This is a genomic window from Oceanobacillus halophilus, from assembly GCF_003628505.1.
GTDB classification, from domain to species: Bacteria; Bacillota; Bacilli; order Bacillales; family Amphibacillaceae; genus Oceanobacillus; species Oceanobacillus halophilus.
Genome location: NZ_RBZP01000002.1, coordinates 396,833 through 420,394, shown reverse-complemented (window position 1 = coordinate 420,394; position 23,562 = coordinate 396,833). Strand labels below are relative to the sequence as shown.

The window sequence follows — 23,562 nt, the reverse complement described above, 5'->3', positions numbered from 1 at the left end:
AGGAATGTAAAGCATATATGTTTTTAATGTCTTACCTTCTATTTGTTCTAAACGATTTTAATAAAAAGCTGGGATGAAATTTGAAAGTTCAAAGTAATTTAATAAAAAAGACGCATTTTTCTGTTTCGAAAAGAATGATTGTGTTTGGGGTCTCCAGTTTCATTTTTTTAGGATTATTACTATTTATTCCAGAAGATGTATCATGGGGCCCAAGAGTAACGATAGCGGTAATGGTTTATGGAGTGTTGTTATGGGCCCTAGAGCCAATTCCACTAGGGATGACCTCGGTTTTGACATTAGTTCTATTATTGTTACTAAATGCCGTTCCAATTGATACGGTTTTGAGTGGCTTTGCTTCACCAGCCGTATTTCTCATAATAGCAGGAATGATGATTGCACAAGGAGTTAATCAGACATCATTAATGGATAGGATTACCTATACATTTCTTGAGCGTTGGGGGAACTCGGCGAAAACCATCTTCATAGGATTTTTCTTACTGATGCAAGTGCAAGCATTTTTTATTCCTGCTACAGCTGTAAGGGTTACTTTAATGATACCCATTGTGTTGTCTGTAATTGAAGCTGTTGGGGCAAAAAAAGGAAGTAACTTTAGTAAGTTGATGCTTGTAGGGACAGCGTTTGCTGGAAATATAAGTGGAACCGCCATCTTAACAGCAGCAGTTGGAAACATCTTAACGATTGAAATTCTGCAAATATATACTGGTGGTACATTATCTTACTTTAGCTGGTTCCTATACGCGTTTCCTATTTGGTTGTTATTGATTTTAATCATTCCTTTTATGATTTGGCGTCAATTCCCAACAGAAGCATATTCTTTTCAGATACTCCAAAAAAACATGAAAGAAAAGAAAGAACAATTAGGGCCTATCAGTAAAAGCGAAAAGAAATGTCTGCTGATTTTGAGTATTACCGTTATCTTGTGGATGACCGAATCCTTGCATGGCTATCATCCTACTGTCCCTGCTTTACTTGCTGTTGTTTTAATGGCGATGCCAAGAATTGGATTCGTTGAGTGGAAGGCAATGGTTAAAGTGAATTTTAATATGGTTTTATTGATTGGAGCAACTCTTTCGTTAGGATTTGCGCTTATTCAATCAGGAGCAATCGAATTACTTGCTGATTTATTTACAGCAAATATTATTGTGCAAGCATTTGGCAATCCATGGGTGGCTATCATTCTAGTAGTTGTTGTGTCGCAATTCTATCATTTAGGTGTTACCAATGTATCTACTGCTGTTGTGACGTTATTGCCTGTATTGATTGGTTTATCTCTTCAGGTTGGGTTGGACCCAGTTGTGGTTAGTTTTGTTTCTTCCATTACTTTGTTGTTTGGATTTATTCTAGTGGTGGAAACGATGCCGAATGTGGTTGTACATGGTACAGGATTAGTGGAGCAAAAAGACTTTTATATTCCAGGTATATGGGGGACAGTTATCAGCACTATTATTACCATAATCGTTGCTTTTACTTGGTGGAAGTGGCTAGGGTTTTGGCCGTAAATGAGTTGTAGGAGGAATGACTAAAGGGATGATACATGTTTCAGAGGAAGATGGAGTGATTTGTGTAAAGATGGTCACAAGACCTGGTAAGATAGGCAGAACAGTTTATATGTATCTTGTAGATGGAATGTTAATCGACACAGGTCCAGCCATATTGAAGGAAGAATTAGTTCCATTTTACAAGGAGCATTCATTTGATTTTGTAACGTTAACACATAGTCATGAGGACCATACGGGAACAGCGTCTTGGATCATGCAAAATAGGAATGTCCCAATATATATTCATCCAAAGGGAAAAGCGATATGTGAGAATCCAGTATCCTATCCAAAGTATCGCCGGATAACATGGGGCATAAGAGATCCTTTTGAAGTATATTCGTTAGGGACTACTATCCAATCTAATCATCTGGAATGGAATGTTATATATACGCCTGGTCATGCGGAAAATCATGTTTCTTTATACCATGAAGAATCAGGTAGATTGTTTGCTGGTGACTTATTTCTAACGCCAGAACCCAAAATAATCATGAAAGATGAATCTATTCCATTGATGATAGAATCTATAAGGAAATTATTAAACTTAGAATTTAAGAGTTTGTTTTGTTCTCATACTGGTCTTGTTCCAAATGGAAGAATGATGTTGAAAAGGAAGCTTTCCTATCTGGAGAATCTATATGATAAGGTGAAAGACCTTTACCACCAGGGTTATACAGTGACCGAAACCAGAGATATCATGTTTCCAAAAAGGTACCAGTTGATTGAATTTTCAGAGGGAGAATATGATACATTGCATATTGTGCGTTCGATTGTAAGGGATATAACAAAGAAAGTGGAATTTTAATACAAATCACCTTTACATTAGAATGAATCTTTTATATAATTTAATTAATCATTAAAATCAGATTATTATTAATTATTATGTAAATGTTGGATGATTAAGATTAACAATCGTTTCTGTAATGGAAGCGATTTTAAAAAGATTAATATTGTATCCAATATACAGTTGACAAACTAAAAGGAGGTAGGAGATGGAATTACCTAAAAAAGTAACTATTAATGAAGTTATCCTTAGAGATGGTATTCAACTAGAAGAAAAGGTTTTATCTGTAGAAGAAAAGCAAGAGTTAGTACATTACTTATTAGATGCGAGAGCAACAAGCTTAGAGTTTGGATCATTTGTACATCCAAAGGCTGTACCTCAAATGGCCAATTCTGGAGAACTTTATGATTTGATAAAGAACCTTGATGCTCTAAATTTGGTTGCGTTGATTCCAAATCTTAAAGGTGCTGAATCAGCTGCCAGTCATGGAGTGAAAAGAGTAAATTTTGTCTTTTCCGCAAGTAACACACACAACCTTCAAAATGTTCGCCAAAGTACCGAGCAATCGTTAGAAAGACTAAGGACAATTAAAGAGTTCTGTGCCAAAGAAGAAATAAAGTTAGATGTGTCCATTGCAACTTCATTTGGATGTCCTTTTGAGGGAGAGGTACCAGTTCATCGGGTGAAGGAAATCGTCGCTAATCTGACAGAGTTAGATGCAAATATAATTACCTTTGCAGATACAACGGGGATGGCCAACCCGAAGCAAGTTTATGATTTTGTACGAACGATGAGACAGGAATTCCCGGAACAATCTTTTAACCTTCATTTTCATAATACTAGAGGGATGGGACTATCCAATATCCTCGCAGGTATGGAAGCGGGGATTACTAGTTTTGATGCTTCTTTAGGTGGACTTGGAGGTTGTCCATTTGCTCCAGGAGCAACAGGAAACGTTTGTACTGAGGATGTAGTACATATGCTGCATAATATGGGAATTGAAACAGGTATTGATTTAGATAAGTTAATAGAAGCATCCAAACGTTTAAAAGAATTAATAGGACATGATTTATCCAGCTATGTGTTAAAAGCTGGGAAGTCTGATCGAAAATATTCCGTACCGGCAGAAGCATAGAGGAGGAAATGAAATGAAACAGTATGAAACCTTATTAGCCGAACAATATGAAACTCTATTAATTAATCAGGATGAGCATTCAAAAGGAGTTTATACGATTACTTTAAATCGACCAGATTCTATGAATGCGATGAACACCCAGATGGGGCTTGATTTAGTAAACTCCATTCAGGAACTAAAAGAAAAAGATGATGTTCGTGTATTAATTATTACGGCCTCTGGTGAAAAAAGTTTTTGTGTAGGGGCTGATTTAAAAGAACGTAACGGAATGACCAATAAAGATTGGAAGAAACAGCACGATATTTTTGAGAACGCATTCAAAGAAATTCGAGACTTTCCATATCCCGTTATCGCAGCTATAAATGGTTATGCATTGGGTGGTGGACTTGAAATGGCCTTAAGCTGTGATCTCCGCTATTCTGTGGCCCATGGCAAGTTAGGATTACCAGAAGCTAAAATTGGTATCATTCCAGGCGTAGGTGGTACACAGAATTTACCAAGAGCTATTCCAGTTGGGATAGCGAAGGAATACTTATTTAGAGGAAATCAAATGAGTGCAGAACGTGCCAAGGAATTAGGACTAGTAAATGATGTTTTCAATCAAGAAGAATTCAAGGAGAATACATTAAGCGTAGCTAAAGAAATAGCTCAGAATGCCCCATTATCTTTGAGGGCATTAAAAGAATCTGTAAACAATGGCATGCAGACAGATCTACATACTGCTTTAACCATTGAAATAAATAATTACTATAAAACAGCTAATTCAGAAGATCGACAAGAAGGGATTCTTGCATTCAATGAAAAGCGTCAGCCGAATTGGAAAAATAATTAATAAAGGGGAAATGAAAAATGACGACAAGTACCGTACAAGATTTAGAATTAATCCGTGAAAGTGTTCGAGCATTGTGTGACAAATTCCCAGAATCTTATTGGAGAGAAACAGATGAAAAAGATGAGTATCCTGAAGAATTTATTAAAGCGCTAACCAATGAAGGTTGGTTATCTGTTCTTATTCCTGAAGAGTATGGCGGAGCAGGATTAGGTATGCTTGAGGCTGGAATTATTTTAGAAGAAATTAATCGTTCTGGTGGAAACTCTGGTGCAGGGCATGCGCAAATGTATACAATGGGCGCCATTCTACGACATGGAAGTGAAGAGCAAAAACAACGCTACCTTCCTAAAATTGCAAGTGGAGAGCTTAGACTGCAAGCGTTTGGGATTACAGAGCCTACTGCTGGAAGTGATACAACGAGTATTACGACAACAGCAGTGAAGCAAGGAGATAAATATATCGTCAATGGACAAAAGATATTTATCTCACGTACGGAGCATTCTGATTTAATGCTGCTTTTAGCAAGAACTACTCCAAAAGATCAAGTGACCAAGAAAACAGATGGTCTTAGCTTATTTATCTTAGACATGAAAGATCAACAAGATAATATTGAGATTCGTCCAATTGACACGATGATTAACCATGCGACTACAGAAGTTTTCTTTGAAAACGCCGTAATTCCTGAAGAAAACCTAATCGGGGAAGAAGGCAAAGGATTTAAATATGTCTTAAGTGGAATGAATGCAGAACGTATTTTAGTAGCATCCGAAAGTCTTGGGGATGGAAAATACTTTGTTGATAAATCTGTTCAGTATGCCAATGAACGAGTTGTCTTTAATCGACCAATTGGTCAAAATCAGGGAGTTCAGTTTCCAATCTCACAATCTTATATGGATATTGAAGCAGCAACATTGATGAGAGATAAGGCTGCTAAATTATTTGATGAGGGGGAAAACTGTGGAGCAGAAGCCAATATGGCAAAATATTTGGCAACTGAATCGACTTGGAAAGCTGCCAATGCAGCTATGACAACTTTTGGTGGATATGGTTTCGCGAAGGAATATAATATTGAGCGGAAATTCCGGGAAGCTCGATTATTCATTGTAGCACCAGTTACTAATAATTTGATTACCTCCTACGTTGGACAGCATGTGCTTGGATTACCAAGGTCATTCTAAATAGCATCAACCTTCCATCAATAGATTCGTCTATTGATGGAACTTTTATATTTACCTACTATCTGGAAGGTGATTACTATGAAGAAAATAATGTATCAAGAAATAGTTGATCGTGTTGCTTCTATGTGTCAAGAAGCAAACTATAATCTTGGAGAAGATGTTTTTGAAGCTTTTCAACAAGCTTTGCGTACGGAAGAATCTCCTGTAGGAAAAGATGTGCTCCAACAACTAGTAGATAATGCCAAGGTTGCTAAAACAGAACATGTTCCAATGTGTCAGGATACTGGAACAGCCGTGTTTATTGTAGAAATCGGTCAAGATTGCCATATTGTTGGGGGTTCCTTGTCAGCAGCAATTAATGAGGGGGTCCGGAAAGGATATGGTGAAGGGTATTTACGCAATTCCGTTGTCGGAGACCCATTAAATCGTAAAAACACTGGCGACAATACTCCTGCTGTTATCCATTTGGAAATGGTGGAAGGAGATGAAATAACCATCCATATGACAGCAAAAGGTGGAGGCGCTGAAAACATGAGTGATATGAAAATGCTTAAACCCTCGGATGGCCTTGTTGGAATAAAGGATTATATCCTGGATATCGTGAAGGATGCGGGACCCAATGCATGCCCACCATTAGTAGTTGGAGTTGGTATTGGTGGGAATTTCGAACGCTGTGCATTTCTGGCTAAGAAATCCCTATTCCGACCTATTGGAGAGCGGAATCCTGATCCTACGATAGCAGATCTGGAAATAGAACTGATGGAGGAAATTAACCGATTAGGTATTGGGCCTCAGGGGTTGGGAGGTTCTACGACAGCACTTGATGTGAAAATTGAAGCAGAAGCATGCCATATTGCGACATTGCCTGTAGCGGTAAATTTAAATTGTCATGCTAGTAGACACCAAGTAGCAATCTTGTAATAAAGGAGAAAAAGAAATGCCAAAGTCTATTAAACTACCATTAGATGAAAAGACTGTTTCAAGTTTAAGAGCAGGTGATCAGGTTCGAATAAGTGGTACGGTTTATACTGCACGTGATGCTGCCCATATGCGAATGGCGGAAACATTAGATAAAGGGTTGGAGTTACCGTTCGATATCAATGGTCAAGTTATTTATTACGTTGGTCCTACTCCGGCTAAGCCAGGACAGGTGATTGGTTCAGCTGGCCCTACAACTAGCTCACGAATGGACGCCTATACGCCAAAATTATTGGAATTAGGATTAAAAGGGATGATTGGAAAAGGGTATCGTAATGATCAAGTCAAACAAGCGATTCAAGATAACCATGCTGTATATTTTGCAGCAGTTGGTGGTTCTGCAGCGCTTATTGCTAAAACGATAAAAAGCGTGGAAGTCATTGCATATGAAGACTTAGGTATAGAAGCGATACGAAAAATGGAAGTGGAGGACTTTCCAGCTATAGTAATCAATGATATGCATGGCGGCGATTACTATCAGGAAGGTGTTAATATATACCGAAAAACAAATATATAAACTCCAAAAAATAGGGGAAATGATTATGACAGAGAAGCTGGATTTAAAAATAGGGGAAAGAGAAATGCTGCATAATCGTGTTTGCAGTGTGTTAAGAAGAGCTATATTAAAAGGTGATTTTAGACCTGGTGAAAAATTGGTACAAACAGAGCTAGCTGATTTAATTGGGGTCAGTCGAATGCCTGTTAGAGAAGCACTTCGTACGTTAGAGTTGGAAGGATTAGTTGTTATTGAACCACATAAAGGGGCAGTAGTTCGCTCCATCTCTAAAGAGGATATCAAAGAAATTTATGAACTTCGAGCTCTTCTTGAACCAGAAGCATTAACGAAAGGTATTGGGAATTTTACGAAAGAAGAGATCAACAAGTTAGAAGAATTTCATCAAGGAATGATAGAAACAAACTCTCGTGATCATTTCGTGGAGCTAAATATCCAATTTCATCAGCTATTAATTAATAAATGTAATCGACCAAGGCTCTTGGGAATCATTGGAACCATTTCAAATGGTTTTCCACACGACACCCCACAGATTATTCCGGGACAAATAGAAAAGTCGATTCAAGAACATGAACAAATTCTAAATGCAATAAAAAATCGTGAAACAGAGACTGCTGCTACCTGCTTATCAGAACATATTAGAAGGTCTGGTGAAGAACTCATCCAATCCATGGAAAACCATGAATTTCAATAACGAATGCATCAAGGTAGAGAGGAGGGGACCAATGATTAAAACATGGTTATTCATACCCGGAAATAATGAGAAACATTTACAAAAAGCTAGAATTCTTGATGTGAATGCGCTTATTTTTGACTTGGAAGATGCTGTTTCAGTGTCTGAGAAAGAAACAGCTAGATTAAAGGTTTCCAAGATTATTCAAGAAACAAAAGAAAATTTAAATTATATTCGAATTAATGATCGTACGACCCCATTTTTTTTGGATGATTTATATGAATGTGTAAGGGATGGCTTAACTGGAATTGTTTTGCCAAAGGTAAATACCAAAGAGGATATAGTAATCATTGATTATTTATTAGAAGTATTAGAAAGAAAATACCAGATTAATAATCATAAAGTATCCATTATCCCTATCATCGAATCTGCTTCGGGGCTTTATCATGCTTATGAAATTGCAACAGCAAGTACGCGTATTCAGTGTCTGGCATTTGGTGCTGAGGATTATAAGCTTGACCTTAATATAAGTCCGGATCATCACGGGACGGAATTACTGTATTCAAAATCGAAATTGGTGGAAGTTTCTAGTGCAGCAGGAATTGAACCACCGATTGATTCTGTATTTACTGATTTTCAGGATGAAGAAGGGCTAGTTGAAGATGCAAGAATGGGGAAACGCTTGGGATTTCAAGGAAAGTTACTAATTCATCCAAATCAAATCGATCGAACGAACCAAATTTATTCCCCTACTCCAGAGGAAATTGAGGAAGCCAAAAAAATCGTTCAGCAATACAATGAATCCCTGGATAAGGGAGAGGCTGCAATTCAGATAGATGGAAAAATGGTGGATATCCCTGTGGCAGAGCGCGCTAGAAAGCTTCTTTTATATGCGGATATACAAGTATAAAATATATGGTTATTTTTAAGGAGGAGTTAGATGTTACCACTTGAAGGTGTTACAGTAGTCTCTTTGGAACAAGCAATCGCTGTTCCTTTCGCTACTAGACAATTAGCAGATTTAGGAGCACGAGTTATTAAAGTAGAGCGTCCTGAAACAGGAGATTTTGCAAGAAATTATGATACAACGGTAAATGGTATGTCCAGTCATTTTGTCTGGTGTAACCGTTCAAAAGAATCAATAACACTTGACTTGAAGGCAGAAGAAGGAAAAGAAGTATTACGTAAATTACTAGAAAACGCGGATGTTCTCGTACAAAATCTTGCACCAGGTGCATTAGAAAGAATGGGCTTTATACCAGAAGAACTGACAGAGAAAAATCCAAATCTAATTGTAAGCAGCCTCTCTGGATACGGGAAGAATGGATCCTATGAGGATAAAAAGGCTTATGACCTTTTAATTCAGTGTGAAGCGGGACTTGTTTCTGTTACCGGCAGTGAAGATACCCCGTCAAAAACGGGTATCTCAATTGCGGATATAGCAGCTGGGATGTACGTATACTCCGGAATTCTTACAGCTCTGCTAAACCGCGGAAAGACTGGTAAAGGAACGATAATGGAGGTTTCCATGTTAGAGGCGCTTGGAGAGTGGATGGGCTTCCCTATGTATTATTCTGTTTATGGTGGAAAAGAGCCAAAACGTACGGGAGCAAGCCATGCTACTATTTATCCTTATGGTCCGTTTTTATGTGGAGATGAGAAGACAGTGTTTATTGGTTTACAAAATGAAAGAGAATGGAAGAAGTTTTGTGATATTGTTCTTCAGGAACCTAAATTAGCGAATGACGACAGATTTGATAATAACTCAAAACGGTCGGAGAATCGCCAAGAATTAAAAGGAATTATTGAAGATTGTTTCGATTCGTTGGATTCAGCTGAGGTAATTGCACGACTGGATTCAGCACAAATTGCAAATGCAAGATTAAATAATTTAAAAGACTTTTATGAGCACCCACAATTAGCTGCTAGAAATCGTTGGACTACTGTACAAACGCCAGTTGGAGAGATAGCGGCATTAAAGCCACCGTTTACCATGAAAGGGATTAATCCGGTAATGAAACCTGTGCCAGAGTTAGGAGAGCATACAGATCAGATACTAGAAGAGTTAGGTTTTAATAAGGACTATGTAAAAAATTAAAAGGGGGATAACTTGATGAGTGTGAAGGATGGTTGGAAAGGTCGTTTTTATGAGGATTTTGAGATTGGGGATATTTATCCACATCCATTAGGTAGAACAGTAACAAAAACAGATAATATTTGGGTGACCTTATTAACGCAAAATACAAACCCGATTCATTTTGATGACTACTATTCTGAACAAACAGAGTTTAAAAAGCCATTAGTAGATTCCACGTTTACGTTAGCATTGGTGACGGGACAATCGGTTACGGATATCTCTCAAAATGCTATGGCCAATCTTGGTTGGGATGAAGTACGTTTACCGAATCCAGTTTTTGAAGGAGATACTATTTATTCCTATTCAGAAGTATTGGAAAAGCGCGAATCAAAGTCTCGTCCTAACGTAGGAATTGTATCTGTCAAAACTGTAGGCTACAACCAAAGAGAAGAAACGGTTATCACGTATAAACGGACCTTTATGATTTATAAGAAGGAATTCGCTCCAAATAAGGAAAATAAGTTACTTGATAAAGTGTTAGATAAAGAGCAAGTAAAAGTAAATTAATAGGATCGAAGGAGGAGAGAATAATGGGATTAAGTAAGAAGTTAGCCTCGTATATTATTGATACGAATTACGATAATATTCCGGAAGAAGTTGTCGAATTTACGAAACTATGTATTCTTGATTATTTTGGCTCCGCAATTGCTGGTTCGACGAAAGCCCCAGTAAAAATGGTTCATGACTTTGCAGTGGAAATGGGTGGAGAACCTCAAGCTACGTTAGTGACAGGAGGAAAAACATCGGTTGCACAAGCGGCACTTGTAAATGGAGCAGCAAGTCATATTGTAGAACTGGACGATATCCATAAAGCGTCAATTATTCATGCGGCAACAGTTGTTGTACCTGCAGCACTTGCTGTGGCAGAGTGGAAAAAGCTATCTGGAAAAGACCTCATTACAGCAGTCGTAATTGGCTATGAAGTATGTTACCGAATTGGGGAAGCCGTAACGCCATCTCATTATTACTATTGGCATAATACTGCTACGTGCGGAACATTTGGTGCAGCAGCTGCTGTCTCCAAATTACTAGAATTACATGAAGAACAAATTGTCCATGCCTTAGGTAGTGCCGGAACACAAGCTGCTGGTTTATGGGAATTTATTGAGGATGGAGCTATGTCGAAGCAGCTTCACCCAGGGAAAGCTGCCATGAATGGAGTAATAAGTGGTTTGCTTGCTCAAAAAGGATTTACTGGTGCAAGTGAAATATTAGAGGGGGACCGAGGCTTCTTTCGAGCGATGAGTGAAAGCTTTGATGAATCAAAGGTTACAAATAATCTTGGGAAAGAATTTAAGATTATGGAGAATGGATTTAAGATTCATGCATCCTGTCGCCATACGCATCATGCAATGGATTTAATGATTGACTTGAGAAATGAAAGCGACCTCTCATTGGATTTGGTGGAATCGATAAAAGTGAAAACCTATCAAGTAGCACTTAATATAACAGATAATGATAGTCCGGAAACGGAGTATGCTTCTAAGTTTAGTTTGCAGTATTGTACGGCGTTGGCTTTGGTTAAGGGTGAAGGTGGATTGGATGTGTTTAATCAGGAGAATTTGTGGAATGAGGATGTTCGAAATATGATGGGTAAAGTAGAGGTTGAAGTGGATCCTGATATTGATGACAATTATCCAGAAAAATGGGGAGTAAAGGTGGAAGTATCACTTTCAAATGGAGAAAAAATTACCAAGCAAACTGATTATCCTAAAGGTGATACGGAAAATCCGGTAACGGAAATAGAATTACAGAATAAGTTTTTGAAGTTGGCTAAGAAGCTTTCAATAAATGAAAGGGAAAGGTTATCTGCCTACGTATTGAGATTGGGGGATATTGAGAAAATAGAGAAAATTATGAGTGTGTTTATTAAAGTTAGGTAGTTAAATTAAAGTTTCTCTAAGTTGTAGTAGGTTTATGATATATATTTTCTTTAATTTTAAATCAATCAGACATCTCGAGAATCTAGCAATTAAAACTAGTGAGCCATTAGGTAGGCTTGCTAGTTTTCACGTTCCTACTATTAGTAGTAATTATATAGCGTAGATTATTTGATGTAGTTGATATTTTGCATTCATAAAATTTAACTAAATAGCCATGAAAAATAGTAAGTAATATTTCGAAAGATGTAAACAGTGTGATTCTTGTGTTAGTATTCATAGAAATATGCATACTAACTGGAACAGTAGCATCTAAAACTAATAGATAATTACAAAAGTAAACAAAAGACTATAGGAATCCTTGGTCTGCTTTGTATTAATTAATGAGAGGGAAAGAAAACTTTATTAAATTATTTGAATAATTATTATTAAGTAAAAATAGAGAATAATATTTATTTTTTGTATTGACAGTCTATAAATAACGGTATACAATTTAAAAAAGATACAAAAAGGAGGTTAAAATAAATAAATAGTAAATACCTTAAAAAAAGAGTCGTTTGGAAGTATGGACTATTAATTATATAAAAAATAAGGTCTGATGTATTATTTTTAATTTTGCCTTTTAACACTATCTTGTATACAGTATGCGGAAAATTACTAAGGAGTTGATTTAAAATGGGTGAAAAATTTATAGAAGGATTAGAAGTAAGAAAGGCTGTACTTGGTGTAGAGCATGTTGAGCGCTCATTAAATAATGCAAATGATTTTAATATGGCTATGCAAGAATTAGTAACAGAGTATTGCTGGGGAGAAGTTTGGACCCGACCTGGTTTAGAAAGAAGAGAAAGAAGTCTATTAAATTTAGCTATGATTACTGCTCTAAATAGACCACATGAATTAAAATTACATGTTAGAGGGGCATTAAATAACGGACTTTCAAAGGAAGAAATAAAAGAAGTCTTCTTACAATGCGCAATCTACTGTGGTGTCCCTGCTGCAATCGATAGTTTCCGTACAGCACAACAAGTGTTTGATGAAATGGAAGAAAATAAATAAAAAGATGATATTGAAGGTCTAGAAGGACCCTGCTCGTCTCTCTTTAATAGTTAATAGCAGTATGAAAATAAAAAATCCTAATAACAAAGGAGTCTATGATTTAAATTACAAATCTAGTGTATTAGAGTAAAGTAGAATGATAAGTTAAAAGAATAATAGTTTAATAAATGTAAGCGTTATCTATTGATGTTGAGGATACATAATTTTGTTTGGGGTAAGGTATGTGAGACTGAAGGGTAATCTTGAAAAAACTCCAACCAGAATGTTTGTAAATTATAAGCTAGATTTAATTTTGGTACAAATACAAGTATCATTTTCATTTAAAAATACTTTATGATTTTTACTATATGGATAGATGATATGGAAGTAAGGTCAGCTGTATTACGTAAATCGTGAGTTGAGTCACCATATGAAGAAAGTCGGCCGAAACATAGCAATTAGAGCCTTCTCAACATGGTGAAGTATTGGTTCAGATTATAGCTGCAAGTCTATTTCACTCTGATTTGTCAGTTATTAATGGTAGCAGACTAGACCTATAGCGCTAGGATATGAAACTTCAGGAATTGTAGTTGAGGTAGGTGATGGAGTAACATCATTTAAGAAAGGTGATTATGTTGCATGTGTTTTTGTTCCGAGTTGTGGACATTGTCTACCCTGTAAGGAAGGTCGCCAAGCTTTATGTGAGCCAGCGGCTGAATCTAATTACGCTGGGACGTTAATTAGTGGAGAAATACGACTGTATACAGTAACTGAAGATGTAAACCATCATACAGGAGTCTCTGCTTTTTCAGAGTATGTTCTGTCATCGCAAAACTCACTAGTGAAAGTTGATAAGGAAATTCCATTTGAAAAGCTAGCTTTATTTGGCTGTGCAGTTATTACTGGCGTTGGTGCAGTAGTCAATACCGCAAAGATTAGATTAGGTCATACTGTAGCTGTAGTAGGGCTTGGAGGCGTAGGATTAAGTGCACTTATTGGAGCAGTAACAGCTGGTGCAGGTGAAATTATTGCTATTGATATAAACGATAATAAGTTGGAACAGGTGATAGAACTCGGTGCTACACACACATTTAATTCAAATGATTGTAATGTAGTGGGGAAAATAAGAGAAGTAACTGGTGGAGGACTTGTTTATACTTTTGAAACTGCTGGTATTGTACCTGCAATGGAATTGGCATATGCCATTACTAAGCGTGGCGGAACAACTGTAACTACAGGACTACCGTAGTTGTATACCAACTAGAGATATTCCGAATTCTATTCAATTATTTAAGCAAGGTAGGTTACCGGTTGATAAATTATTACCAGATTTTATAACTTCAGATGAAATTAATGAAGGATTTGATAGATTATCAATAGGAGAGTCATCTAGAATAATCATAAAATTTTAGTAGTAATTAAATATTTAAATATGAAGATATGAAAAGGAGAGGATTAAATGGAAAAGAAATCATTCTTTAAAATTAATACGACTTTAATTGCCATAACAATTTCACTTTCAATATTACTAGTTGGCTGTGCTGGTGATGCTAGTTCAAAAGGTGGGTCAGATGAGGAAGTATATAACCTTAGAGTTGCTACTGCGTTAGATTTAACAAATAACCAGATGGATGGATTCCCGATTTTTAAAGATATTGTCGAGGAAAAAAGTGAAGGTAGAATTCAAATTGAACATGTTGGTGGTCCCGAAGCCATTCCTGGATTTAACCAAGGATCAGCTGTAAGTAACGGTTCAATTGATATGAGTTGGGTTTTTAGTTCATATTATTCAGAGAATGTTCCTGAAGCATTAGTGTCTAACTTTACTGAATTAACATATGAAGAAGAACTAGAAAAAGGGAGTTTTGAATATCTAAGTGAAATTCATGAAGAAAGAATGGGTGTAAAACTACTAGGAAGAGCAGCTAAGGGTAAATACTCGATTTATCTAAATGATAAGGTAGAGTCTACGGAAGATTTTGAAGGATTGTCGATAAGAGGAACTGCAACATACACACCATTGTTAGAAGGCTTAGGTGCTGATGTAATTTCAATGGAAGCTGGGGATATTTATTCTGCACTAGAAAGAGGGATGATTGATGGGTTTGCTTGGGCAAACTATTCCGTTACGGATATAGGTGTTCAAGAGTTATTAAAATATCAAGTTGTTCCCGATTTTAATACTAATGATTTATTAATCTTAATCAATTCTAATACTTTTGTTGAACTGCCAGCTGATTTGCAAGAAATTGTTAGTGAAGCTGCTGTTGAATCTTACTTTGAAATGGCTAAAGGTGTTGAAAAAGTAATTGAGGATGAACACAAAGAAATAGAGGAAAATGGAGCTGAATTTATTGAATTGAAGGATAGTGAGAAGTTTAAAGAAATAGCTTTAGAAAATTCTTGGGAATGGTTAGAGACAAAGATTAATAGTGACATCAATGAATTAGAGAAATATTTTAGAAAGTAAACAAAAGGGAATGTACTAATTGTTACATGGGTATTTTAATAATACTCATGTAACATTAATGATTACCTTCCTTAAAACCAAGGCATACAAAGAATACCTTTCTAGGAGGGATATAATGAGTACCGATAATAAAAGTGGTTTATTCAGGAGCTATTCTTTTTTGGACAGAATAATAACTTTTACGGAAAAGATAATGTTAATCATTGCTGCAACATGTATTTTTCTTATGTTGTTGAGTATTGTATATGGAGTCTTTTCAAGAGAAGTGCTTAATGCACCAGTAATATGGACAAATGATTTTGCAGGATATTTAATGGTCTACTCGGTATTTTTAGCAGCACCTTGGATCCTAAAACATGACGGGCATGTTAAGGTTGATTTAATTCTTGGGATACTGAAGGGGAAAGTTCTTAAGTTTATGAATTGTGTTATATTTGCAGTATCAGCAATAGCTTCGTTTATTTTCTTTTGGTACAGCTTAAAAGTAACTTTAAGTAGTTATAGTCGTGGAGTTGTTTTGTTAGATAACATTCCATGGCCAGAATATTTATTATTACTTCCTTTGGCTATTGGAACATTTTTCTTAACTATACGGTTTTTATTACTACTTATTAAGGAATTGTTGACTTTTAAAACTACGGCGAATATCGATATAGATGTACCAGAGATACAAGCTAGATAAATTATTTACATAACAGATAGGGTTGAATGTAAGGAGGGATATGCATGGAATGGTACATAGTGATAACACTATTTTTTGTATTATTAATGCTATTTATTTTGACAGGTTTTCCCGTTGCTTTTGGGTTTATAGCAGTAAATATTATATTGACAATATTATTTATTGGATTGGACGGTGGATTACAAACATTTGTACGAAGTGCATTTGAATCCTTAGGAAGCTTTTCTTTAACACCAATACCGTTATTTATTTTAATGGGCGAAGTTTTATTCCACTCAGGGCTTGTAATGAAATTAATCGATGTTCTTTCTAGGTGGATGGGAAGGCTCCCAAGTCGTTTGAGTATATTAACAATGGCTGCTGGCACACTATTCTCGGCTTTAAGTGGCTCAGCAGTAGCAAATGCAGCAATGCTTGGTTCATCTATGACTCCAGAAATGGAAAAACGAGGCTATCATCTAAAGATGTCTGTAGGGCCAATACTTGGTGCGGGAGCATTAGCGACAATTATTCCACCAAGTACTACAGCTATTCTCTTGGGAGGACTTGGAGGAATCTCTGTAGGAGACTTATTAATCGGTGGAGTAATTCCAGGAATTTTACTAGCAGTTTTAATGATAATTTACTTTATGGCGCTAGGAATATTTAATCCTTCGGTTGCTCCTGTCTATGATGTAGATAAAACAAGTTGGAATGAAAAACTTCGTTCACTAGTATTTGATGCAGTTCCTCTAATGGGATTAATCGTTTTAGTAGTTTGGTTAATATTTTCAGGGTTTGCAACTCCAACTGAATCAGCGGCAATAGGGGCTCTAGGTGCTTTATTATTACCTATAGTTTATGGAAGATTAACTGTAGATGTCTTGAAAAGATCCATATTAGGTACTTTAAAAGTTAGTGGAATGATTCTATTAATCCTTGCAGCATCTGCTGGTTTCAGCCAATTAATTGCTTTTACAGGTGCAGCAAGAGGGCTAGTGGATGCAGTGTTATCTTTAAACGTTGATCCTCTTGTATCTGTAATTGGTATGCTTTTAATTATCTTAATTTTAGGAACATTCATTGAACCTATCTCTATTTTAATGATTACTACACCATTATATATACCAGTAGTTACTGCTCTGGAATTCGATCTTGTTTGGTTTGGTCTTTTAGTATTGATTTGTTTAGGAATTGGAAATATTACACCTCCCTTTGGATTATTATTATTTGTCATTAGAGGTGTCATACCTAGCAATGTCTCGATGAAGGAAATATACAAGTCAGTTATTGGGGTTATTACGATAAGTTTAGTTGGTGTGATTATTATTATTATATTCCCTGAAATTGTCACGTGGTTGCCTTCGGTTGGAGCAGATTAACAAATATATAAAACTGACCCGCTATAGAGCATGATAAATATTATTATATGATAGCTTAAGAGGTAAGTGTTATCATAAATAAATTTAAAGAAGGTAAGACCAATGAAGAATAATCTCGATAAAAGTACATTAGCTAAAAAAATAGCGGAAACGGTAGCTAGCCAAATTGCAGAGGGATATTATGAACCTGGACAAAGATTAGTTGAAACAGAACTAACTGAATATTTTAATATAAGTAGATCACCTGTTCGAGAAGCCTTATTTATTCTTGAAAATCAAGGAGTTGTAGAAAAAATCCCTAGAAGAGGTGTTAGAGTTAAGGCGATTTCAATAGATGAGATCAACGACTTATATGATGTCGTATATAACTTAACAGAGTTTGCTTTGATAAAGGGGATTGAGCGGAATAATAAGAAGGACATTGAATATATGGAAAAATTACTTGTCGACATGGAAACTATCATTGAAAAAAGAGAAATAAAAAAATTTCATGAACTAGTAGAAGAACTACACTTGAAGTTAATAGAGTTCTCAAAAAATAAACTTCTAGTCGATATTTACAAAAATCTTAATTTACGATGGACTACTTTTCGTTACTTAACGTTGTCACATCCGATTAGTTTAAGAAAGTCAGTGATAGAGTATAAAGACATCATATTTGGGATAAAAAATAAGGATATAAATACAGTTTCTACTATACTTCTTTCGAAAAAAACAAGAGGCATTTCCATTCTGGAAAATATATTCACTTAGAAATTAAAGGGGGAGATAAAATGAGTAAAAAGAAAGTGATTGGTTTTATAGGGTTAGGAAATATGGGGTACTATATGGCTACACATCTTATTAATGCAGGATATGAAATGGTTCTTTATGACATTAACGATGAGGTTCTAAATCAATTTTCTGGCCCATATATAGAAACTGCTAATAGTCCAGCAGATGTTGCAAATAAAGCTGATATCCTATTGGTGAGTTTACCTACACCGAAAGTGGTTGAAGAAGTAGCGACAGGTGAAAATGGAATTGTTGAGGGTAGCCAAGTAAAAGTTTACATCGATTTATCTACAACTGGTCAAGAAGTATCTGAAAAAGTCGGAGATATATTAATATCAAAGGGGATTGAGGTGCTGGATTCCCCTGTTAGTGGTGGTGTTCCTGGAGCAAAAGATGGAGCCCTTTCTATTATGATTGCTGGAAAACATTATCTATTTGAAGAATGCTATGAGCTGCTGAAACATTTAGCCAAGAAGGTATTACATGTTGGCGACAAAATTGGCCAAGCTCAAGTTATGAAAGTTATTAACAACCTTTTATCTTCTGCAGCACTTGCAATAACATCTGAAGCAGTTGTACTAGGAGTAAAAGCAGGTTTGGATCCAGACAAAATGATTGATATTTTCAATGTAAGTACTGGCAGGAATTCTGCAACTGAAACAAAGTTTAAACAGTCTATTATCAACCGTAAGTTTAATTATGGTTTTTCAACAGATTTAGTGTATAAAGATATAAAACTTTGTATGGAACTAGCTGAATATATCGAGATGCCAATGTTTCTAGGTCAACATATTGCACACTTTTGGCGTTACGTACTTAATCGAAGTGAAAAAGGTTCTGATAGTACAGCAATCATTAAGTTTTTTGAGGAATGGGCAGGAGTAGAAGTTGGTAAGAAAGTAACTGAAGTAAAGTAATAAATTATAAAAAAAATAGGAGTGATGAAATCATGGTTAATGGATTAAGAATTGGTGAAGAGTCTATTGTTACTGAAGAATCAATGATTATTAGGAATAAGTATACAAATGAAGAAATTGGTAGAGTAAGTATTGCTGATAAAACCCACGTTTCAAAAGCAATTGATGTTGCTAGTAAAACGTTCGAAGATGATACGCTTACGCCTTATCAACGATACGAAATTTTAAATCGAGCTGCAAATATTGTTGGAAAAAGAAAAGATGAAATAGCAAAGTTGATTGTTGCAGAAGTTGGTAAAACCATAAATGAAGCTAGAGTAGAAGTAGATCGTGCTGAGCAAACTCTACTTCTCTCTTCTGAAGAGGCGAAGCGTCTAGGGGGAGAGTTGGTACCACTTACTGGTAGTCCGGGAAGTGAGAATAAGTTTGGATTTTACGTGCGCGCCCCTATAGGAGTTGTATGTGCTATTACTCCTTTTAACGTTCCTTTTAATTTATCCTGTCATAAATTAGGCCCAGCAATTGCTGCGGGAAATACAGTAGTTTGGAAACCATCTTCTGATACGCCATTAAATGCTTTTTTACTATTTGATATTCTTACTGAAGCTGGACTTCCTTCTGGCTATGTAAACTTACTTACTGGGTCTGGTTCAAAAGTTGGTCAATGGTTATTGGATGATGAACGAATTGGTAAGTACACGTTTACTGGTAGCCCTAGTGTAGGAAAAAGTATTAAAGAACAAAGTGGTTTCCGTAATGTATCACTAGAATTAGGGAATAACTCTCCAAATATTGTGTGTGAAGATGCTGATATAGAAAAAGCAGCGATTTCTATTGCGAAATGGGGGGTAACAAATGCAGGGCAAGCGTGCATTTCAGCTCAACGAATCTATGTCCAAGAAAATATTCTAAAAGAGTTTACCGATAAATTAGTTGATGAGATAGTGAAAGTGGAAATTGGAGACCCTTTGGATGAGAAAACTGGTATTGGACCATTAATTAGCCAAACTGAATCTAATCGTGTGAAAGCTTGGATAGATGAAGCTGTAAAAGATGGAGCGAAAGTATTAGTTGGCGGTGGTCAAGATGGAGCGTTTATTGAGCCAACTATAATATCTAATGTAAGACCAAAAATGAAGGTAGTGTGTGAGGAAGTCTTTGGACCAGTATTAACAATTATGCCGTTTAAAGAGTTAAAAGATGCAATTGCTCAAGCGAATGATAGTGAGTATGGTTTGCAATCCGGTGTTTATACTTCAAACATACAAACAGCAATGTATGCAATGAAAAAATTAAACACTGGAGGAGTCATTATTAACGATGCAAGTACCTATCGTGCTGATTTAATGCCATATGGTGGAGTGAAAAATAGTGGGATTGGTAAAGAGGGTCCTAAGTATGCAATTGCAGAAATGACTGAAATGAAGATGGTAGTGATAGATTTATCATGAAGTTAGGCTGAACTTATCTGTTGGAGAGGGAGTGACTGATGAAAGATGAATACGTACGAAGTGTACGCAATCAAGTATGCGGAAAGGGATGCCATTGCAAATAATCATTATCATGGAAGTAATGACGCCCACGAGAACTATTACATGCCAATGGACTACTTTATATGGGTAGCAAAATCTAAGGAATATACAGTAGTTATTGATGTGGGATTCAATGAAACAATTGCGAATAAAAGAGGAAGAACTTTTTTGAGATGTCCTATTAAAACCTTAGAAAAATTAGATATCGAAGTAAAAGATGTTCCATACGTTGTTCTTACACACATGCATTATGATCATGTTGGAAATTTAATGAAGTTTCCTCATTCCACCTTTGTTATACAAGAAAAAGAAATGTCGTTTTGGACTGGCAAACATGCGTCTAGGGGAGAGTATAAGCATTTAATAGAAGTGGAAGATATTGTCCATTTAGTGAGGGAAAACTTTAAAGGAAAAATTACCTTTGTTTCGGATCATAAGGAAATTTTGCCGGGTATTACCGTATATAATGCAGGAGGACATTCACCAGGTCTACAATTTGTAAAAGTACAAACAGAACAGGGGAATGTTATTTTAACATCAGATGTAAGTCATTTTTATACAAATTTTGAAGAAGATCGACCATTCACAATTGTACATGAGCTATCGAAGATGTATGATGCCTTTGACTTAGTACGATCAGTAAGTGATGATTCAACTATAATTGTACCTGGTCATGACCCGAAAGTAATGGAAAGGTTTAGTTCGCCCACTACAGAACTTAATGGTATTGCTGTACAAATAAAGTAGTAGATAAATAGATTATAAATATAATTTAAAGATGAATAGAGGAGGACTGAATATGCTAGATGTAAAAACATTTTATTATGGATCATTTATTAATGGTGAGGAAAGGAAAAAAGGAAAAAACGAACTAGAAGTAATTAATCCTTATAACCAAGAAATAATTGGTAAAATTGCGTGTGCAACAGTAGATGATGTGAAGGATGCTGTGAAATGTGCTGAACAGGTATTTCAAGAAACGATGAAGAAAATGCCTGCACACGAACGGTCAAATATTTTAAGGAGAGCAGGAGACCTTTTAGAAACAAAATCCGAAACATTTGCTGAGGTTCTTGCACTGGAAGCGGGAAAACCGATACGTGAAGCTCGTGGAGAGGTTTCTCGAGCCGTTCAAGTGTTACGATTTTCCTCAGAAGGGGCAAAATCTATTTACGGTGAGCAAATACCAATGGATAGTGCAAGCGGTGGAGAAAATCAAATTGGAATAACCAAGCGCGTCCCTTTAGGGGTTGTAGCTGCAATTACACCATTTAACTTTCCGTTAAATCTTGTTTTGCATAAAGTGGCACCAGCAATTGCTGCAGGAAATACCGTTGTTTTAAAACCTGCAGAGAAAACACCGTTTTCATCTGTCATGCTTTATCAATTATTTGAAGAGGTAGGATTGCCAAATGGAGTATTAAATATTGTGATGGGTCCGGGACAAGAGTTAGTAGAGCCACTTGTAACACATCCAAAAGTTAAAAAAGTATCTTTTACAGGTAGTGGTGTGGTTGGTTGGAAGATTAATGAAATGGCAAAACGAAAAAAGGTAACGCTTGAATTAGGTTCGAATGCACCCAATATTATTTTTGAAGACGGTGATTTAGATAATGCTGTAAATGCAATAACAATGGGTGGGTATACATTTGCTGGTCAAGCATGTGTATCTGCACAACGCATCTACGTTCATGAGGAGGTCTATGATAAATTTTTAGGTAAACTTGTTGCAAAAGTAAATACACTTGAACTTGGTAATCCTCTTGAGGAATCTACTGAAATGGGACCAATGATTACAGAAGATGCGGCTCAACGTGCTGAATCATGGATTAATGAAGCTACAGTTAAAGGCGCAAAAGTGTTAACGGGTGGAAATCGAAAAGGTGCCCTATTAGAACCAACGGTTATCGCTAATGTAACTCCGGAGATGAAAGTAGTCTGTGCCGAAGTATTTGCACCTATCGTAAGTGTCATACCATTTAAGACAGAAGATGAAGTAATTGCATTTGCAAATGATACAGATCTAGGACTACACGCTGGTGTATTTACAAGAGACATAAACCGTGCTATGCGAGTTGCCGACTCTATAGAAACAGGTGGAGTTTGGATCAATGAGGTATCTGTACGTCGATATGACCATATTCCATATGGTGGTGTGAAGAATAGTGGGATTGGAAAAGAAGGTGTTAAATATGCTATTGAAGAGATGACTGATTCTAAATTTATTGGTATAAAATTAGTTTAAAGATTAGGTTCTTTTTAGAATAAAGGCAGATATTTTAGTAGTTGTTTTCGAAGTTATATGTAGTAGATTATTTTTGGTTCAGTGATTATTGGTCTATAGAAAATACTAGTCAAATGGGCATGGATTTGCTGTGGAAACGTTAGAGAACCATAAGCAGTTCTTTTAATAGAGCAGTAGGGCACGTTATAAAATTGGATTATATCTATAGAGCATTTTTACCTATGCTGCCATTGTTGTAGTGTCTGCTGAACTTGCAGTGGAAATACGAAGGTATAGGAGCGAGAATTTAAATAATCTATGTTATGAAATTAGGATGGACAAAATCTAATGGTATATTTAAAGATTGAAAGAAACTTTTCATCGGATTTGATGGGATAAATATGAAAAAAACTATCTGCTGTTGAGGAAAATTATAGTTATCTATAATCCTAGACATATTATACATTTAATATATTCTGCGTTATATACAGTATAGCTTTAACGCTTGTGAAAGTCGTAGGCAGCAAGGATACACTTGATGAGGAAATTTGGTGATATGGAATAAAGAGGTGATGAGATTGAAGTAGATTAAGAGATTGATAAATCAATAATTGGACGGAATAGTAGAAGTCTTTCTAACAAGGTGTGGTAAAATCACTTAACAAACCGAAGTTTTATTAGTAAATTTAGGTTATTGAATAGTTAGTTGATAATGTTGATAGATTATAACATTATAATATAACTATCTATAATCCGAATTCAGATAATTTTTTATTTGTTTAACATTTTTAATGTATTGACTATTAAAAGTGAATTTGGTATATTGTATCCAAGTTGTCATACAATAGTCTTATTTCAAGTTTAATGAATGCGTTTTCTTTGTGGCTTTATGGCTATGTT

Annotated in this window: 21 protein-coding genes and 1 pseudogene; all 22 read left to right on the top strand. The window is 35.9% G+C overall.

The genetic code is table 11. The features are described from left to right. Positions 1-80 precede the first annotated feature (80 nt). The 22 genes and pseudogenes from D8M06_RS05945 (at position 81) to D8M06_RS05840 (ending at position 22,683) form a co-directional block, all read left to right on the top strand. Positions 81-1,520, top strand: coding sequence for an SLC13 family permease (locus D8M06_RS05945; RefSeq protein ID WP_241558851.1), 1,440 nt, complete (start codon positions 81-83; stop codon positions 1,518-1,520). Positions 1,521-1,536: 16 nt separating this feature from the next. Continuing rightward, positions 1,537-2,361: an MBL fold metallo-hydrolase gene (locus D8M06_RS05940; RefSeq protein ID WP_241558849.1), complete on the top strand. Its 825-nt coding sequence runs from the start codon at positions 1,537-1,539 to the stop codon at positions 2,359-2,361. Positions 2,362-2,548: 187 nt separating this feature from the next. Next, positions 2,549-3,475, top strand: coding sequence for a hydroxymethylglutaryl-CoA lyase (locus D8M06_RS05935; RefSeq protein WP_121203467.1), 927 nt, complete (start codon positions 2,549-2,551; stop codon positions 3,473-3,475). A gap of 13 nt (positions 3,476-3,488) precedes the next feature. Then, a complete protein-coding gene (locus D8M06_RS05930) occupies positions 3,489-4,307 on the top strand; it encodes an enoyl-CoA hydratase/isomerase family protein (protein WP_121203466.1) in 819 nt (272 codons plus the stop codon). A 17-nt stretch (positions 4,308-4,324) separates the two neighbouring features. Beyond that, entirely contained in the window at positions 4,325-5,485 is a 1,161-nt protein-coding gene (locus D8M06_RS05925) for an acyl-CoA dehydrogenase family protein (RefSeq protein WP_121203465.1), read from the top strand. Positions 5,486-5,563: 78 nt separating this feature from the next. Then, positions 5,564-6,406 carry a fumarate hydratase gene (locus D8M06_RS05920; RefSeq protein ID WP_194074617.1) on the top strand — a complete coding sequence of 281 codons (843 nt, stop codon included), beginning with the start codon at positions 5,564-5,566 and terminating at the stop codon, positions 6,404-6,406. A 16-nt stretch (positions 6,407-6,422) separates the two neighbouring features. Continuing rightward, complete coding sequence (locus tag D8M06_RS05915) at positions 6,423-6,980, top strand: Fe-S-containing hydro-lyase (RefSeq protein WP_121203464.1); 558 nt, start codon at positions 6,423-6,425, stop codon at positions 6,978-6,980. Between the two features lie 25 nt (positions 6,981-7,005). Further along, complete coding sequence (locus D8M06_RS05910; RefSeq protein WP_121203463.1) at positions 7,006-7,671, top strand: GntR family transcriptional regulator; 666 nt, start codon at positions 7,006-7,008, stop codon at positions 7,669-7,671. Positions 7,672-7,702: 31 nt separating this feature from the next. After that, complete coding sequence (locus tag D8M06_RS05905) at positions 7,703-8,560, top strand: HpcH/HpaI aldolase/citrate lyase family protein (protein ID WP_158591737.1); 858 nt, start codon at positions 7,703-7,705, stop codon at positions 8,558-8,560. 30 nt (positions 8,561-8,590) lie between these two features. Then, positions 8,591-9,748 (top strand): CaiB/BaiF CoA transferase family protein, encoded by a 1,158-nt coding sequence (locus tag D8M06_RS05900; RefSeq protein ID WP_121203461.1) that lies wholly within the window; start codon positions 8,591-8,593, stop codon positions 9,746-9,748. A gap of 15 nt (positions 9,749-9,763) precedes the next feature. Next, entirely contained in the window at positions 9,764-10,294 is a 531-nt protein-coding gene (locus tag D8M06_RS05895) for a MaoC family dehydratase (protein WP_121203460.1), read from the top strand. A gap of 23 nt (positions 10,295-10,317) precedes the next feature. Continuing rightward, positions 10,318-11,670, top strand: a complete 1,353-nt coding sequence (locus tag D8M06_RS05890) for an MmgE/PrpD family protein (protein WP_121203459.1) — start codon at positions 10,318-10,320, stop codon at positions 11,668-11,670. A gap of 672 nt (positions 11,671-12,342) precedes the next feature. After that, positions 12,343-12,723 (top strand): 4-carboxymuconolactone decarboxylase, encoded by a 381-nt coding sequence (gene pcaC, locus D8M06_RS05885; RefSeq protein ID WP_121203458.1) that lies wholly within the window; start codon positions 12,343-12,345, stop codon positions 12,721-12,723. A 360-nt stretch (positions 12,724-13,083) separates the two neighbouring features. Beyond that, positions 13,084-14,114: pseudogene (locus D8M06_RS05880) on the top strand (zinc-binding dehydrogenase). 47 nt (positions 14,115-14,161) lie between these two features. Then, entirely contained in the window at positions 14,162-15,172 is a 1,011-nt protein-coding gene (gene dctP / locus D8M06_RS05875) for a TRAP transporter substrate-binding protein DctP (protein WP_121203457.1), read from the top strand. Between the two features lie 160 nt (positions 15,173-15,332). Beyond that, positions 15,333-15,854, top strand: a complete 522-nt coding sequence (locus D8M06_RS05870; RefSeq protein ID WP_158591736.1) for a TRAP transporter small permease — start codon at positions 15,333-15,335, stop codon at positions 15,852-15,854. A 44-nt stretch (positions 15,855-15,898) separates the two neighbouring features. Further along, on the top strand, positions 15,899-17,215 hold the full coding sequence (locus D8M06_RS05865; RefSeq protein ID WP_121203455.1) for a TRAP transporter large permease: 1,317 nt from the start codon (positions 15,899-15,901) through the stop codon (positions 17,213-17,215). Between the two features lie 102 nt (positions 17,216-17,317). Continuing rightward, entirely contained in the window at positions 17,318-17,968 is a 651-nt protein-coding gene (locus tag D8M06_RS05860) for a GntR family transcriptional regulator (protein WP_121203454.1), read from the top strand. 20 nt (positions 17,969-17,988) lie between these two features. Continuing rightward, entirely contained in the window at positions 17,989-18,906 is a 918-nt protein-coding gene (locus tag D8M06_RS05855) for an NAD(P)-dependent oxidoreductase (protein ID WP_121203453.1), read from the top strand. 32 nt (positions 18,907-18,938) lie between these two features. After that, positions 18,939-20,357 carry an aldehyde dehydrogenase family protein gene (locus tag D8M06_RS05850; protein WP_121203452.1) on the top strand — a complete coding sequence of 473 codons (1,419 nt, stop codon included), beginning with the start codon at positions 18,939-18,941 and terminating at the stop codon, positions 20,355-20,357. Positions 20,358-20,402: 45 nt separating this feature from the next. Continuing rightward, positions 20,403-21,185, top strand: coding sequence for an N-acyl homoserine lactonase family protein (locus tag D8M06_RS05845; RefSeq protein WP_121203451.1), 783 nt, complete (start codon positions 20,403-20,405; stop codon positions 21,183-21,185). A gap of 52 nt (positions 21,186-21,237) precedes the next feature. After that, positions 21,238-22,683 carry an aldehyde dehydrogenase family protein gene (locus tag D8M06_RS05840; protein WP_121203450.1) on the top strand — a complete coding sequence of 482 codons (1,446 nt, stop codon included), beginning with the start codon at positions 21,238-21,240 and terminating at the stop codon, positions 22,681-22,683. Positions 22,684-23,562: the final 879 nt, after the last annotated feature.